The 14,418-nt window shown below is 45.2% G+C and carries 14 protein-coding genes and 1 pseudogene; 7 read left to right on the plus strand and 8 right to left on the minus strand.

Annotation, left to right across the window (positions count from 1 at the left end):
* Positions 1-219, plus strand: a pseudogene (locus tag ACIFQN_RS11740) (IS110 family transposase); the annotation flags it as partial.
* Here the strand turns inward: ACIFQN_RS11740 and ACIFQN_RS11745 are convergent.
* Positions 207-413, minus strand: coding sequence for a hypothetical protein (locus tag ACIFQN_RS11745; protein ID WP_429833319.1), 207 nt, complete (start codon positions 411-413; stop codon positions 207-209). The pseudogene ACIFQN_RS11740 and the gene ACIFQN_RS11745 overlap by 13 nt on opposite strands.
* A gap of 456 nt (positions 414-869) precedes the next feature.
* Entirely contained in the window at positions 870-1,745 is an 876-nt protein-coding gene (locus ACIFQN_RS11750; RefSeq protein ID WP_429833219.1) for a DMT family transporter, read from the minus strand.
* A gap of 167 nt (positions 1,746-1,912) precedes the next feature.
* Between ACIFQN_RS11750 and ACIFQN_RS11755 the strand changes: the two genes are divergently transcribed.
* Complete coding sequence (locus tag ACIFQN_RS11755) at positions 1,913-2,473, plus strand: helix-turn-helix domain-containing protein (protein ID WP_429833220.1); 561 nt, start codon at positions 1,913-1,915, stop codon at positions 2,471-2,473.
* Positions 2,474-2,673: 200 nt separating this feature from the next.
* Here the strand turns inward: ACIFQN_RS11755 and ACIFQN_RS11760 are convergent, their stop codons facing one another.
* Positions 2,674-2,907 (minus strand): tyrosine-type recombinase/integrase, encoded by a 234-nt coding sequence (locus ACIFQN_RS11760; protein WP_429833312.1) that lies wholly within the window; start codon positions 2,905-2,907, stop codon positions 2,674-2,676.
* A gap of 525 nt (positions 2,908-3,432) precedes the next feature.
* Here ACIFQN_RS11760 and ACIFQN_RS11765 point away from each other — a divergent pair.
* From ACIFQN_RS11765 to ACIFQN_RS11775, 3 genes are read left to right on the plus strand one after another with little or no spacing between them, the layout of a single operon-like run.
* The gene (locus tag ACIFQN_RS11765; protein WP_429833221.1) at positions 3,433-4,092 is read left to right on the plus strand and encodes a C39 family peptidase; all 660 of its coding nucleotides are present in this window, start codon (positions 3,433-3,435) and stop codon (positions 4,090-4,092) included.
* Positions 4,093-4,146: 54 nt separating this feature from the next.
* Positions 4,147-5,085: a type I pantothenate kinase gene (coaA, locus tag ACIFQN_RS11770; RefSeq protein WP_429833222.1), complete on the plus strand. Its 939-nt coding sequence runs from the start codon at positions 4,147-4,149 to the stop codon at positions 5,083-5,085.
* Between the two features lie 26 nt (positions 5,086-5,111).
* Positions 5,112-5,552, plus strand: coding sequence for a DUF523 domain-containing protein (locus ACIFQN_RS11775; RefSeq protein ID WP_429833223.1), 441 nt, complete (start codon positions 5,112-5,114; stop codon positions 5,550-5,552).
* A 197-nt stretch (positions 5,553-5,749) separates the two neighbouring features.
* Here ACIFQN_RS11775 and ACIFQN_RS11780 read toward each other — a convergent pair whose 3' ends face one another.
* The gene (locus ACIFQN_RS11780) at positions 5,750-7,273 is read right to left on the minus strand and encodes a glycine betaine uptake BCCT transporter (protein WP_429833224.1); all 1,524 of its coding nucleotides are present in this window, start codon (positions 7,271-7,273) and stop codon (positions 5,750-5,752) included.
* Positions 7,274-7,451: 178 nt separating this feature from the next.
* Between ACIFQN_RS11780 and ACIFQN_RS11785 the strand changes: the two genes are divergently transcribed.
* A complete protein-coding gene (locus tag ACIFQN_RS11785) occupies positions 7,452-8,105 on the plus strand; it encodes an FMN-binding negative transcriptional regulator (protein ID WP_429833225.1) in 654 nt (217 codons plus the stop codon).
* Here ACIFQN_RS11785 and ACIFQN_RS11790 read toward each other — a convergent pair.
* Complete coding sequence (locus ACIFQN_RS11790) at positions 8,086-8,955, minus strand: LysR family transcriptional regulator (RefSeq protein ID WP_429833226.1); 870 nt, start codon at positions 8,953-8,955, stop codon at positions 8,086-8,088. The two genes, ACIFQN_RS11785 and ACIFQN_RS11790, sit on opposite strands and share 20 nt — an antisense overlap.
* A 145-nt stretch (positions 8,956-9,100) precedes the next feature.
* Between ACIFQN_RS11790 and ACIFQN_RS11795 the strand changes: the two genes are divergently transcribed.
* On the plus strand, positions 9,101-10,393 hold the full coding sequence (locus ACIFQN_RS11795) for an NCS2 family permease (RefSeq protein ID WP_429833227.1): 1,293 nt from the start codon (positions 9,101-9,103) through the stop codon (positions 10,391-10,393).
* A gap of 481 nt (positions 10,394-10,874) precedes the next feature.
* On the opposite strand, the gene ACIFQN_RS11800 is transcribed toward ACIFQN_RS11795, so the two are convergent.
* The 3 genes from ACIFQN_RS11800 to ACIFQN_RS11810 all read right to left on the minus strand — a co-directional run bounded on the left by ACIFQN_RS11800 (position 10,875) and on the right by ACIFQN_RS11810 (position 14,281).
* Positions 10,875-11,837 (minus strand): ABC transporter substrate-binding protein, encoded by a 963-nt coding sequence (locus ACIFQN_RS11800; RefSeq protein ID WP_429833228.1) that lies wholly within the window; start codon positions 11,835-11,837, stop codon positions 10,875-10,877.
* A gap of 354 nt (positions 11,838-12,191) precedes the next feature.
* Entirely contained in the window at positions 12,192-13,751 is a 1,560-nt protein-coding gene (locus tag ACIFQN_RS11805) for a DUF4179 domain-containing protein (protein WP_429833229.1), read from the minus strand.
* On the minus strand, positions 13,748-14,281 hold the full coding sequence (locus ACIFQN_RS11810; RefSeq protein WP_429833230.1) for a sigma-70 family RNA polymerase sigma factor: 534 nt from the start codon (positions 14,279-14,281) through the stop codon (positions 13,748-13,750). The genes ACIFQN_RS11805 and ACIFQN_RS11810 overlap by 4 nt, the downstream gene beginning before the upstream one ends.
* Between the last annotated feature and the right edge of the window lie 137 nt (positions 14,282-14,418).

A 14,418-nucleotide genomic window follows, 5' to 3' on the forward strand; every position in this document is an offset into this window, starting at 1 on the left:
TTCTTATTAAAGCTAATTGACCGGATTAAAGAACAAGGGTGTACTCATGTCGCAATGGAAAGCACAGGTGTTTTTTGAAAGCCAATCGTCAATTTATTGGAAGCAGAATCAATTGAATTTTTGGTGGTTAATGCTACTCATATGAAAGCAGTCCCTGGAAGGAAAACAGATGTCAAAGATGCCGAATGGATCGCTGAACTTCTTCGTCACGGGTACCTCCTTTTCAAAATGGCAATATCGTTCATTTCTAGACCCGTTATATTCTTTATTATTTTCTCATCAATACCTTCAGCCAATGCTTTTCGTGCAAAACACAAGCTATATTTATCTGTCGCCAACATCCGAAGAAGCTCATTCCTATCTTCAAATGACAAGTAATCATCTACTATCGTGCCATCCAATAAGAACTCCATATCATAGGTCCCATCCTTGTATTGAGATAATGTATTCGAAGTGAACAAAAAATAGCGGCACCATCACGGTCATAACATTGTTTTAAGCTAATCGATACAACATCGATATTAATGAAATCCTCATTTAACTTGCCCAAAAACAAATCCTGATACCGGTCTTTATTCTCATTTCTCCAACTCCGAAAAGCTCCCCAAAAACTTTGGATCGTTCTCTGTATGGCATTATGTTCTTGCTCCCAACTTAGAAGGATACCATTTACCGTACCACCCTCAACGGTGTCACGCCAACAAAACGCGGAAAACATACGCTAAGACAATTTTCGGAACAAAAAAGCCGATTTTTCCTACGCTTAGGAAAATCGGCTTTTAATTTTGCTATTTAACAGCACGACTTTTTCATATGCTGGATTCTACAAGTTTATCTTTTTTCGATTTGTATTCTCAATTATTTATTTGTTATTTCCTTTGCTGTATTAAGAATAATGCTAGACCACTTAAGATGAGTGCGATACCTATACCTTGTTGTAAAGAAATAACCTCATCCAAAATTAAATAAGCAAGTATACAAGTTCCAATCGTCTCTCCTAATATGCTCATTGAGATAAGAGAGGTACTTAGCCATTTCAATAGCCAATTAAAAATTGTTTGCCCTAATATCGTTGCAACAAACGCTAATCCAATAAAGGACCACCATGTTTGCACGGAATAATCGAAGAAGGGTGTTTGCTGACTGATGGCAAAAACACCTAAAAATAATGTACTGCTCCCATAACCAATAACTGAATATGGAACAAGAGATAGTTTTTTACGAACATGCTGGCCAATGAAGAAGTAGGCTGTAATGACGCCTGCCGCTATAAAAGCAAGTATATCACCAAATAAAGCCTGTCCACTAATTTGAAAATCCTGCCATCCAATGACAATACTTCCAGCAATCGCTACAAGACAACCCATTAAAGCCCCTTTACTGAAACGCTCTTTGAATAGAAAATAGCCTCCAGCCATTGAAAAGAGAGGTTGTAATGTAACAATGACCGTCGAGCTTGCCACTGATGTGTAATTTAATGATTCAAACCACAAAACATAATGGGCTGCTAGAAATACGCCTGATAATAACCCGAGTCCCCATTGATTTTTTGACAACAAACTTAATTCTTTTCGGTTCTTTTTATTTGCTAATAAAAATGGCAAAAGCATTACCGTTGCAAAAAACATCCGATAGAATGCCGTAATTGTCGTAGGTGCATCTGCTAATTTTACGAATATGGCTGAAGTAGATAAAGCAAATACACCAAAAAATAAAGTCATGTAGGAAATAAGAGGTGATTTCAATTCTGTTTCCCCCTAGATGTGCGTTTACAATAATAAAATTGATACATTATAATGTACAAACGTAAGTATAAAATATTTATGTAATCGATTAAAGTATTCATTCACCATGTTTATTATGTCAGCACAAATAGAGTTAAACATACATTATCTTAGAAAGGATCTCTACTATGAACTCTCATCGCCTGGGGCAAACAGTTTTAAATTATCGTAAAAAGAGTGGGATGACAATTCGTGAATTCGCCGATTATGCAGGAATCAGCACTTCACTTATTAGCCAGATAGAAAGAGGACAAGCAAATCCCTCGTTAAGTGTACTAGAACTGATTGCACAAGCATTAAATGTGCCACTCTTTACCCTCTTCATTAATGAAATTAATACGGATTCACTCATTTCGAGAAAACATGACCGAAAGAAAGTATATCGTGAAAATAGTAACCATATTGTCTATGATGTGTTAACACCAGACTTTATGAAAGCACATATTAAACTCTTAATGATGGAATTAAATGCATATGCAAGCACTACGGAAAGTTACTATTCACACGATGATAAAGAAGAAATTGCTGTCGTCATGAAAGGCCAAGCTTATGTTGAACTTGAAGACACCGAATATTTTTTAGATGAAGGAGATGTCGTACGCATTCCACCAAATGTTAGACACAGATTTTTGAACAAAAGTGATCAGCCCAATCATATTTTATTCGTACTAACTCCAGCTTTAGTTTAAATAGCTCCTTTAATTTAAGTACTAAATGATAGAGTGACTTCAACTACTAAAAAGGGGGCCGCCCATGTTTTCCGCGTTTTGTTGGTGGGACCCCTCAACTTGATAATATCATTATCTTTATAGATTAACGGAAACTGCCCTTTAGTTAAGTAACGGTTTTCTTACGTGCAAACCCTGTTATTCAAAAAGTACAGAAAATACTAAAAGAACCGGCGGTAAAGCTCTCGCCGGCGTTCCCCTCGTAACTGGGCATAAATTTGGGTGGTTGATGATTTTTCATGTCCCAACATGCCTTGAATGAAATCTAATGGCGCTCCGTTATCCAGGAGCTGGCACGCATAGGTATGACGAAAGCGATGTGGATATACGTTTGCTTCGAGTTCACCCCGATTAGCAAGCCGTTTTAAAGCCCATCTGATCGTCGGAATAGCCATTCGTCTTGTAATATGTGTATCGGTTACAAATAAGGCCTTACCAGATTTGTTGAGTAAATCTGCCCGATAGTTGAATAACTGGTGACAGTCTAACACTTTATTTCTCAGTCTAGTACTTTATTCTTCGGTCTAATACTTTATTTTACAGTCTACAACTTTATTTTTATGGAACAGCTGGCCGAGGAAAAGGGAGAAAAAAGCGAAGCTCTTTGAGGCCCAGCCGAGGTGGAGTGAAAAAAGGGAAACACGGTCTTAAGCGTCCACCTCTGAGAAACGTCATGAATCGGCTACTTTGGACGCGGTTTCGCTTTTTTCATGGAAACGTGCAGGGATGACCCCTCAGCAGGGGCCCCAAGAAGCTGGAGCGTTTTCTCCCTTTTCCTCTCCTCCACCACAGCCTTACCAACCACTAAACCAAAGGCCGCGGGCGTACTTACCGCGTATTTCTTATCAGAGGATTATTGATTACGGCTAGAGTGATATGGTAGGCTGTGGAAGAATTGCGTATAGAGAACATGTGGGAGGATGATTGCAGTGCACTATTTCGGACAATTTGAGTCTCGTCAACTAATACCCGATTTTTTATCCGGCAAATTACATCCTTCTGACGACCCCTTATGGCACATGTCGGGTGCATCCGACCAAAATGAATACGCACAGTGGAGTTTCCATATCTGCGGCATGGCCTGTTTGAAAATGCTACTGGCACACTTGAAAAATAGGACAATTCCAACAATCGACCTCATGAAGCAATGTCGAGATTACGGAGGCTATGTTGTCAGTGAGGATGGATCTATCAAAGGATTGATTTACCGCCCTTTTGTTTCCTTTATCGAGGAGAAGTTTGCACTACAAGCCGAGGTTTTGGAGCAGACACCGATCGAAGAGATTTACGATCTCTTGGGACAAGGTTATGTGTACATTGCTTCAGTTCATCCCAGCATCCGTACGCCTGAGGTAACGCCTCCCAAACAAGGAGGGCATTTGGTGTATGTGTTCGGTAAAAATGATCAACGCCAAGAGATCGTTTTTCACAATCCGTCAGGCCACACATTCACTAGTCAGGAAAATGTTCATCTAAGTCCTGAGGTCTTTTCCCGTTTTTACGCGAAGCGTGGGATATTGATTAAAGTTCCCGAAGGAAAAGCCTCTTGTTCCCAAGAAAGGTCCGCTGGTGTAAACTAAACGTTGTGATGATATAAAGAAAGCACTTTCATGATGGAAAGGATGTACGTTCCCATGGCATCACCATACGTGACGTTTACCCGCGAGCAGTGGAGAGCTCTGCGGGCCTCCACGCCGCTTACCATATCGGATGAAGAGCTTGCCTGCTTACAAGGATTAAATGAAAATGTTTCGATGACAGAAGTAGCGGAAATTTATCTCCCTTTGTCGCGCTTGCTCAATTTGTACGTGGGTGGCTTGCAAGAGCTTTATCAAGCCACGCATACGTTTCTCGGAAATCAGGATGGCAAAGTGCCGTTTATTATCGGGATCGCAGGCAGTGTAGCAGTAGGAAAGAGCACGACAGCCCGGATTTTGCAGACGCTGCTATCCCGTTGGCCCAACCATCCAAAGGTGGATTTGGTCACGACCGACGGGTTCCTTTATCCCAACCGTGTATTGGAAGAGCGGGGGATTATGAAGCGGAAAGGCTTTCCCGAGAGTTATGACCTGCGCAGGTTTATTAACTTTTTAGCGGATGTAAAATCGGGGCTGCCAGAAGTATCTGCTCCTGTGTATTCCCATCTCGTGTATGACATTGTTCCAGATGAATGGCAAACGGTTCGCCAGCCGGACATCCTGATCGTGGAAGGCTTGAATGTTCTTCAACCGCCACGGGGTGACGAGAACGAGCCGCGCATTTCAGAAGTAATCGTATCTGACTTCTTTGATTTTACAATTTATGTGCACGCTGACGAAAAAGATATTTTGCAATGGTACGTCGAGCGCTTCAAACTGCTGCGCCAGACGGCGTTTTCCGATCCATCCTCCTACTTCCGCCGGTACGCCAGTTTGTCTGACGAAGAAGCAACAGAGGTAGCTACTAGTATTTGGACAGAGATCAACGGGGCCAATCTGCGTAATAACATTTTGCCGACGCGGGTACGCGCTCAATTGATTTTGGACAAAGGCCAGGATCATATGGTGCAAAGCGTCAAGCTGCGCAAGCTGTAAACACAAGGCGTAAGGGGGGATTTTCCATGAAAATGATCAGTGCCTGTTTGATCGGCTGTGAGTGTCGCTATGACCAGAAGTCCTGCCTGAATGAAGATTTGGAACAGCTTTTGCGAGAAGGAAAGGTTATTCCTGTCTGTCCGGAGCAGCTAGGGGGACTGCCAACTCCCAGGCCACCTGCTGAAATCGTGGGGGGCGACGGCTTTGACGTTTTGGAAGGGCGAGCACGCATTGTTGATCAAACAGGTAATGATGTGACAGATGAATTCCTTCATGGGGCGCAGCAAGCATTGAAGCTGGCGAAAACCGTCGGGGCTACGTCTGCGATCTTGAAGGAAAATAGTCCGTCCTGTGGCAGCTCTTTTGTTTATGACGGCAGTTTTACTGGGAAAAAGGTGACGGGTGTCGGTTTGACTGCGGCTCTGTTCAAGCGCAATGGGATCGAGGTCCGTTCTGAAGTAGAATAGACAGGAAATAGCAGAGGGGCGTCAGTGGACCTTAGTGGACCTGACACCCCCTCTGTAGTTTGACTAAGGTAACATCGCCATTTCTTCTTCCGCTTTGTACATGACTCGGTTGTTTACATAGTATCCATAAGAAACAGACCCTGGATGAAGCTATTTCTCTTCGTCCAGGGTCTATTTGTTGTACGATAAAACTGCTCTCATAACTCCTTCAACAATCGCTCCAGCTTTTTTTGCTGCTCCTTTCGTTTCTTTTTGGCCAGCCGATCTTCTTCACTCAGTGCCCGCAAAAGAGAGTAGCACATCAATACCATGATGACGGCAAAGGGCAGGGCGGCAACGATAGAGGCCGTCTGCAAGCCTTCCAGTCCGCCACTTAGCAGCAGAACGACAGCGATGGTTGACTGGAGGATGCCCCAGGTTATTTTTACGCGATTAGATGGATCCAAATTTCCATCGGACGATAACATGCCGAGCACAAAAATCGCCGAGTCTGCTGAAGTGATAAAAAACGTGATAATCAACAGAGTAGCAACGACAGCGAGAATGAAGCCCATCGGCAATTGTTCGAGTGTGAGAAATAAAGCTGTCGAAATATCTCTTTGTACAGCTTTGCCGATCAGAGCTTGATCGAAAATCTCCAGGTGCAGCGCCGTCCCGCCAAAGACGGAGAACCAGATGAAGCTGAGGAGACTGGGAACGAGCATCACACAAATGACGAACTCCTTGATCGTCCGGCCCTTGGAGACGCGCGCAATAAACATGCCGACAAATGGCGCCCACGCTATCCACCAAGACCAGTAAAACAGTGTCCAGTTGGCTACCCAGTTGCCTTGCGTAAACGGAGTCAGCCGCAAGCTCATGGAGACGAGGCTATTCAAATAGCTGCCGAGTGTGCTAGTGAAGGTGTCAAACAAAAACGAGGTCGGACCCAAGACTAAGGTAAGAAACAACAGCGCCATAGCCAGAACGAGGTTGGTATTGCTGAGAAACTTGATTCCCTTATCCAGACCCGTTGTGGCGGATAAGAGGAACAGCACAGTGATGATGGCAATAATTACGATTTGCACAACGGTATTGGAAGGCAGTCCAAAAAGATGGGACAAGCCTCCGTTAATCTGCAGGGTCCCGAGGCCAAGCGAGGTTGCTACGCCAAAGGCTGTGGCGATGACAGCTAAAATATCGATGGCTTTCCCGATGGGGCCATTCGTTCGATCACCGAGCAGAGGAGCAAAGGTGGAAGAAATTAACCCTTTCGCCCCTTTGCGAAATTGAAAGTAAGCGAGTGAGAGGGCGATGACCGCATAGATTCCCCAGGGATGGAGACCCCAATGAAAAAATGCGTAGCGCAAGGCTGTTTGAGCGGCTTCTGTCGTTTGTCCAGTTACTCCTGCTGGAGGGGCGAAGTAATGGGAGACAGGCTCTGCTACCCCCCAAAAGACAAGACCAATCCCCATCCCCGCGCTAAACAGCATCGCAAACCAGGTAGGGAGCGAATATTCCGGCTCATCATCGTCCCCGCCTAACGGAATTTGACCGTACCTGCTAAACGCTAGAAAAATGCAGAAAAGCAGAAATCCAAACGTGACGATCAAATAGAACCAGCCAAAATTAGTCGTCGTCATATGCAGCACCTGATTTGCTGCTTTTGCAAAGAGGTCAGGAGTAAAAACACCGAATAGCACAATGATGAGTACAATGGCCAAAGAGATAATAAACGTCATGCTAATCCTCCAGGGGTTGGGTCTTGCAAAGATGGTATAGTTTATAGTCCCGCATGATTTCCAATATTATTCCATGAGGAGAGGATGTAAAATTGACCCTCTTCTCTTTGAAAGAACTGCCCCTAGGAAAAACAGTGTCAGATGCTAGGATAGGGTAAAAGAGAGGAGTGGAGCAGCTATGTACGTGCCGCGCTATTATGCTGTTACGGAAAAAGAAGAGATGGTTGCTTTCATGCAGAACTATCCATTTGGACTTATCATTACCTCGAATGAAGGGCAGCCTGTAGCGACACATATTCCTTTAGAGGTTGAGATAAGAGGAGAAGACTTGTATCTGACAGGCCATATCGCGAGTGTCAACCCGCAGAGTGAGCTGCTGGGACAAAGGGATTGTTCCGTGCTTGCGGTCTTCCATGGAGCCCACACCTACATATCGTCATCCTGGTACGGCCATCCGAATGTCCCGACCTGGAACTATACGGCTGTGCATGCTTACGGTCAGGCAAGTCTGATTTCCTCGCCAGACCAAGCCAGGAAGCTAATGAAGGACCTCATGCAAAAATATGAACAGGGACAACAAAAGCCTACCGCGTGGGATTCGGTTCCCGAAAAAATGATGCAAGGGATGCTCAAAGAAATTACTTGTTTTGAGATCAAGGTAGAGCGGATGGAAGCTACTTATAAACTCAGTCAGAATCGGAATACAAAAGATTTCGAGGCGATTGTGGACAAACTGGACGGACTTGGCTGGCAAGATCGTGAAGTCGCTGACCAGATGCGTGTGGTAAGGCAGGCGCAGACCAACCGCTTGTTTACGAAAACGTCTCAATAAAACGGTTGGCTGCTTTGGAGAGGTGACGACCGGATTGCCAGACGACGGCTGCAGAAGAGTAGATCGAGGTCCCTTCGAGCTGAATTCCGCGGATTTGCTCGCTTTGATGCGTTTCCCAGGCGGAAATCGGAACGATGGAGGAGCCGACGGAAGCAGCCACCATGCTGACAATCAGCGAAATATCGGGACATTCGCAGATGACATGCGGTTCCACACTCAACCGGGAAAACTCTTTGACGATCAGATCGTAAATACCGAGGCCTGGAGTACTCGGCATAATGAGCGGAAGCTGGGCGATCTCGCGCATGTGGATTCGCTCACGGGAAGCAAATGGAGAGGAGGCAGGTACAATTAGGACGAACGGCTCTTCTTCGAGTGGGATCATGGTGCAGTTGTTGAGTGAATGAGGCAAACGTACGATAGCTACTTCGATGGTCCTTCGATCCAGCCACTGATTGAGAAGCTGTGTGTCTCCTTTCCACACCTTATACGTAATCAACGGGTATTTTTTTTGAAACAGACGAATCTGTTCGGGAAGTCGATAGGCGGACAAAGCGCTCACGCCGATGGACAAAGTCCCCCGAATGCCTTCGCCTGTTTCTTTTACTTCAGAGAGGGCTTCCTCCATCTGATGAACGATGTTAAGAGCTTGTCTGTACAAGGTGAGACCTGCTTCTGTCAGCTCCATGCGCTTACCGGACCGCTCCATGAGCACGACGCCTAATTCGTCTTCCATCTGCTTGAGTTGTTGGCTAAGCGGAGGCTGTGCCATGTTTAAGCGTTTGGCGGCGCCCGTGATTTGGCCTTCCTCCGCGATTGCGATAAAGTAACGCAGCTGCCGGATATCCACGTATGGTTCCTTCCTTCTATTTAAGATCCATATGAAAATGATATGAAAGATAGATTAACTCGATATTTTTCATATTGATTTGGCTATGATAGCATAATTTTCACAGGAATTCATGGATGATGCATAAGGAAAGAAGGGATTTCACGTGCGTACGTGGCTGGAAAAGATTTTTCACCTCCGCGCTTGCGACACGACGTTTCAACGGGAAATCATTGCTGGCTTTATTGGCTTTGTCACTGTTGTGTACATTGTTGCCGTAAACGCTTCAATTTTGCAGGATGCGGGTATTCCTATGGAGGCAGGCATTCTCGCAACGGTATTGACGGCATTTATCGGGTCATTGCTCATGGCTTTTTGGGCCAATGCACCGATTCTTCTGGTTCCCGGCATGGGGATCAATGCGCTGTTTACTTATACCTTGTGTCACTCGATGGGCCTCACCTGGCAGGAGGCCTTGGCTGCTGTCGTTGTATCGGGTCTCATTTTTACGGCTATCGCCTTTACACGAGCTGCCACGATCCTGTCCAACGCGATTCCTTCCTCGCTAAAGGAAGCCATTACAGTGGGGATCGGGCTGTTTTTGACCTTTATCGGTTTGCAAAAGGGTGGTCTGATCGTGACCAATCCTTCAACCTTTGTCGCGCTGGGTGATCTGTCCAGCCCACATGTCATTGTGACGCTGGTGACACTGGTCACTACGTTGATTTTGTTCGTTCGGGGCGTGCCGGGCAATTTTTTGCTCGGAATCACAGCAGGAACCGGGCTGGGCTTTTTGCTCGGGATCGTGCAGCCTGGGGCAGGCGGATCGTTTTCTTTTGCAGAATATGGACATGTATTTGCAGGCCTCTCGTTTTCAGCGATTTGGACGCTGCCGTTTTGGATTGCGACCTTTTCGCTTGCGATGGTGATCGTCTTTGAAAATATTGGCTTGCTTCACGGACATACGGCCATGTTTGGGCAGCCGCAAAAATTTCGCCGTTCTTTGCAAGCCAATGCCTTGTCGGCAGCGATCTCAGGAATAATGGGGACGAGTCCGACGGTTTCTACGGTAGAGTCCGCGGCTGGAATCACGGCAGGAGGACGTACGGGACTGACTGCGCTTGTGACGGGGACAATGCTGTTATTCTCGCTCGGCTTGATTCCCGTGGTAAAAATGATTCCGGACGGCGCCATAGCTCCGGTTCTGATCATCATCGGGTCTCTGATGCTGCAAAACGTGCAAAATATTAATTTGGGGGACTTCTCGGAAGGCTTCCCGGCCTTTTTGATCATCGTGATCATTCCGCTGTCTTACAGCATTGTGGATGGGATCGCATTTGGTTTCGTGGCGTATCCACTGTTGAAGCTGGCGCTCGGCAAGAGACGGGAAGTACCTGCTCTTCTGTATGTCATTGCTGGATTGTTTTTACTGAATCTGATGCTGCCGATTTTGGCATAACGGAAAAATACCCTGACTTCGGTTTGGGTATTTTTTTGTCTTATACCTGAGCGGTAGGATAAAAATCACCAATTGGCTTATCAATTACGAATGAAAACAATGGAATTGCCACTTGTTAAAACAATTCATGAACTTGTGTACGAATATTTTTGCAGGCTAGAAGCTCTTGGTTTCCTCAGAAATATTACTCCAAATCAAGAGTGCATTACACCTAGTGGCAAGCTGTTTGGGAAATTTGAAGTCCGATTTGACCGGTTTTGCCCAGAGTTATTTGGAGAAACGGAGTGCGAGATTAAGTCTTTCTTCCACAATCACCACCTTTGTTACGTGAAAAACAGATGGTTCGATTGTAAAATGAACCAAAAGAGGCTGCTACTTTTATAAACAAGACCCCGTACCATGAACGTACGGAGTTTTGTTTTACAAAAAAGTATGGCTTTTATGGGGCTTCTACCTTGATCGACGTATTTTTTGTAAAATATTATGGCGTTTGTGTCAACAGTTTAACGGCTTCCTGCATTTGCAGTTCAATGTCATGTGGCGTATAGCCGAGCCACGTATCCATGTTGATCTCATATACATGGTTGTTTATGACGGCAGGGAGGCTCTTCCATAGGGCACTAGATCTGATTTCGTTAAAACGACTCTTCGCTTCCTCCTGTTGAAATAAAGTGACGAATACATAATCGGCCGCGTAATCCGGCAAAACCTCCAACGAAATGGGAGCAGCCCAAAAGCTCGGGTCCTTCTCGATTTCCTTCTGGATAGCAGGCGGGGGAGTCAGGCCAAGAGCTTTATAGAGAGTGAAGCCCATGTTTCGCGCACCGTATACGTAAAACTCTTTAGCGTCGACTCTGTAAATGGCAACTGTTTTTCCGGCGCCGATTTTACCGATAATCTTCTCTTTTGCTGCTCTTATTTCTTCATCGAATTTCGCCTGCCAAGCTACCGCTTCCTGTTGACGATTCAGAATTTCGCCAATCACTTTCACGTGACCAAACAGGTCGTAATCCATCCAAGGAACTGCGACGGTCGGTGCGATTTTGCTGAGCTTGTCGTAGACGTCTTGGTCGATGTCTCCAGCAATGATTAAGTCTGGTGCAAGCGACAATATTTTTTCATAGTTGATTGCTTCCAGACTGCCAACGTCTTCGATACCTTGGAACTCTGCGCCAGTGTTTTCAAGCAAGTGACTTGCTGCACCAATCGGCTTTACGCCAACAGACAGCATTTGACTGGCATATTGCAAAGTCACGACTTTCTCTGGCTTTACCGGAATTTGTGTTTCCCCGAAGGTGTGTTTATATGTACGGATATCAGCCTTGTTTTCACTCGATGCCTGAACATTTGCGGGTGATGCCGAATTCGTTCCGGCACTTCCGCATGCGGCGAGCGTGAGAGAGAGCAGCAGAATGCCCAAATTAATCAGTACGTTTTTTCTCAAGATGATTCCTCCTGTACAAGAGTAATGTGGGAGAAGTGGGCGCAGCGATAGATGAATAGGGCATGGTCGGAGTAAGGAGTCGCAAGCTTCTCACAATATAATGATAAAGATTATCATTTTCATTTAATCTCGTCAACAATTTTTCCTCTTGATCAATACAGGAGGGCGGAAGCTTCTGATGTCTATTCATAACAAAAAAGGCCATCTCCTGATCCTCGAGATGACCCTCTAATGTGTGGTTTTTTACTGAATCAGAAAGTATAAACCTCGGGCATCCGCTTCCTGATTCAGCAAGAATAACCTTCCGCTAAAACGCGGTCGCTCCTCCTTGAAGAGGCCTCGATAGAGGTTTTCTTATTGTTGAGGCGAAGGTACGGCTACTTGCCAGTTAACGTTCTGATCGAATGTAACTACATTGTTTAGTCGAAAGGTTATAGACTTCGTTTCTTTTGTTAGCCCTTTTACATGAAGCTTCAGCTTCAGTCGCTGTTTTTTCGTTTTCGGGTCCATTTCTCCCCATTCTGATTCCATCCTTTCGATTGGGTAAATATTCCCTGCCGCATCGAGGAAATCAAAGCCTGCTCCAATGAATGAAATCTCTTCTTCTAGTTCCAGAATACTGCTCTTTTTACCAAAGCTGACACCGGTAATGGCAGCGTGATAATCTTTATACGTAAATGTTTCTTTCTTTTTACCTAGATTTTTCATGTCTACTTTCCATTCCATGTCCGTTTTTTCTAGTTGGGAGATTCCTGTCAAAACGAAGGTTAGACTCTTTGAAAGATCAATGGGTATATACGATTGTTGAACCATGGACAAGCTTCCTTTCGCATGAGGGGAGAGAGCTTCCAAATCGTAGTCATCGATTACGATCCCAGTGGGAACTTTATTGTGTGGGAGGGCAGAGGTCATGACCACTTTCCCTGAATCATCCAGCACATCGTAATGCACCCAGTGTCTGTTAAACACCTTTTCATCATAGTCATGAAAATATTCGGGATGATTTTCTTCCAGCTCTTTCTCTGCTTCATCCGTCCAGTTCGATTGGATTGCAAATGTAGTCACAGTTGGAGAATAGGTGACCTCCTTTAGCTGAATGGATAAACCCGAAGGAGTGGTGTAGTTAGCTTGGATCGGGAAGGTTGTAGTGGCTGCGATACTTTTTTCCAGATCGATTGGTACCCGTAGCGACCATGTACCTTCCATGCCATTCACTTTTTTCAAGAAAAAGTTCAAGTAAATCTGTTTTGTTAGCAATTCCTTCTCCAGATCAAAAGTAACATCCGCGTAGTGATCATGCGGTAGCACGTTACGGACGCTCTGAGTGACTCTCCTGCCAGATGGTAGTTGATACACTGTTTTTTGGGAGAGAATTCTTCCGTTTTCATTCGTAATGAAAATATTGTTTCGGTCCATGAGGTAATAGGAAGTACGAGATCCGCGGTCTACTTCTTCAAAGATCGTGGTCGGATCCAGCATCGTTCCATCTTTCGTTTCCAGACTATAGGTCATGATCAGCCGCTTCGTATCCGTCAATACTTCTTTGACTTTCAGCGTGATCCCCTGATCCGTTACCGATGCCTGCTGAATTTGCGAAAAGCCCTGTTTAGCGGCTGTCTGTAAGCCTTTGTCCAGCTCCGGTCGAGTGAAAAACGAATTGACCCAGTCGGCAAACGCAGGCGATACGAAGGTCCCCGCAGCGAAACCGGCGACGATGATAATGACAGTGGCAACTGCCAATAGTCTTTTTTTGTATGGGGAGGGTCTCTTAAAAGAGGTGGCCTCGCTGCGATCGGGAAGGCTGTCTAGCATCTGTAGAAATCCCGCATGGAACGAGACGGGCACGTTCTCACTTCTATGTGCCGCCTGCTGCTTAAGCCATCCATCCATTTTTTGATCCAATCTATCTTTCATGTCACGCAGCCCCTTTCACCTTCCGCGGAAGTATACCAGTTTGCCAGTGTCGCTCTCGCTTTTACGAGACGTGACTTGATTGTTCCTTCAGCTATTTGCATAATCCTAGCCATCTCCTTGATCGTGAAGCCTTCGAAATAGTGCAAGTGGATAACAAGCTGCAGATCTTTCTCAAGTGATTCGAGAGCCTGTTGTAATTCTACATTGGATTCAAACGGACTTACTGTTTCCTCTCGCTCGGGCTGGGACAGCAGGATCACCTTGTTTTTCTCACGAGCGAGCCGATAGCAGACGTTCATCAAAATACGGATCAACCACGTTTTGAAAAATCGCGGTTCACGCAAGGTATGTATGGAATGGAATGCGTTTAGTACAGCTTCCTGTACAGCATCGAGGCATTCGCTATCCGTTTTTAAAATGGAGCGGCTCACTCGGTAAAGCGTCTGTTCCATGTCCATCATCAGACGAACGAATGCTTCTTTTTCACCTGCGACAGCACATTCGACATCTTGTATAAAATTTGCCTCCACTGCTCATGACCACCTTTTTTGCTTTCTACTCTATTAGAGAGAATTTAGAGTTGTTTGGTTGAGAGAGGTGACTTTCTATTTACAAATTTTTCAACAGTTACCTGCAATGCTACAGTAGAATGAACAAAGAGAACAGG

Source organism: Brevibacillus sp. NRS-1366 (assembly GCF_050467985.1).